Annotated in this window: 1 protein-coding gene and 1 pseudogene; both read left to right on the forward strand. The window is 66.9% G+C overall.

Annotated features, from left to right (window positions below; all coding sequences use genetic code 11):
* Positions 1-267: pseudogene (locus KME79_RS44265) on the forward strand (hypothetical protein); the annotation flags it as partial.
* A gap of 576 nt (positions 268-843) precedes the next feature.
* Positions 844-1347 carry a reverse transcriptase family protein gene (locus tag KME79_RS44270; RefSeq protein WP_219552665.1) on the forward strand — a complete coding sequence of 168 codons (504 nt, stop codon included), beginning with the start codon at positions 844-846 and terminating at the stop codon, positions 1345-1347.
* Positions 1348-1394 lie beyond the last annotated feature (47 nt).

A 1394-nucleotide genomic window follows, 5' to 3' on the forward strand; every position in this document is an offset into this window, starting at 1 on the left:
CTCGGCCTGGTCATCGCGGTGGTGGTCGCGGCAGCTTCGATCCACGACAACGCCATCGGCACCGCGCTGCTGGACCGGGTCGCCGCCGCCACCCCGCCCGGCAGCGTCCGCACCGCCCTGGTCGACCGGGGATTCAAGAACGCGGTGGTCGCCCACGGCGCCACCCACGGCATCAACGTGAAGATCGTCGAGCGGAATCCCGCCGATGCCGGGTTCGTCCCCAGCCCAAGCGGTGGGTGGTGGAGCAGGTGCGCCGTGAGGCGCTGATTGATCGAGTGGAGGTGAGAGACCGCCACCTTCGCCCTGTCGCAGCAGGGTGATGAAGCTGGGGGCAGCCTGACCCGGGAGGTGCCGGGAAGGGTGGCAAGCGGCCCCGACAACGCCGGGACGTGACCAGTACTGCCAGATGGCGCGGGTCCGGCAAGCGAGACGGAAAGGTATACGCGAGGAACCGGTGCATGAAGCCTCCTAACAATCCCTACCAGCTCCAACCTGGCGGATATGGGCTGGGTGCGGTGCGCACCTGCCCCCTCATCACGGGGCGGGGAACTCCCGGGCTGCTCATGTTCGGCGGCAGGGAGGCCACGGTGAAGTGCTGCGGGGTAGCCGTGGCGATGCCGCGGGGGTATAGCCGGGTGCCTACTTCGTCGAGCGATCAGTCAGTGAACACGGGAACCTTCTCGGCTTTGCCTTCTGCAGCCGCACGGCCGGTGCGGCGCGGCGGGCTGGGCCCACCGTCGGCCGATCGGGCCGGGAGGGGACGGAGCCGCCGTAGTACTCCGAGGCGGGGAGAGCCCGTCACATGGGGAAGGGCGGCAGCGAGATCGCAAGGAAGGTGCTGCAATGCCCGAAGAAACAGCGGTGGATGCCGCTGTCGCGTGGCCGTCGGCCGATGAGGCATGGCTGCGGGTACGGGGGATGCAGGCCAAGCTGCACCGTTGGGCGGTAGCCGATCACGGCTTCCGGTTTGACGATGTGTTCAACTTCGTCTGCGACCCGGCCACGCTGGTGATGGCGCTGGAACGGGTCGCAGGAAATGCCGGAGCCCGGACCGCCGGAGTGGATGGCATCACCATCATCCACGTCCGGATGGCCGGAGCCGAGGCGCTGCTGAAGCACATTCGCTCCCTGCTCAAGGCCGGCCAGTTCCGGCCGTTACCGGTGCGGGAGAAGATGATCCCCAAGACCGGCGGCAAGCTTCGCCGGCTGGGAATCCCGACCCTCACGGATCGGGTGGTGCAGGCGGCGCTGAAACTGGTCCTGGAACTGAGGGGCTCCGAATTTTCCGGACTCGACCCAAATGAAACTATATCATGCCGCGACTCGGTTATCGAACCATTCCTCTAGTACTTCCGATGGCGGGCGATATCCCAATCCAGAGTGAAGTCTTCGCC

The organism is Nonomuraea harbinensis (assembly GCF_019396385.1).
Taxonomy (GTDB): Bacteria; Actinomycetota; Actinomycetes; order Streptosporangiales; family Streptosporangiaceae; genus Nonomuraea; species Nonomuraea ferruginea.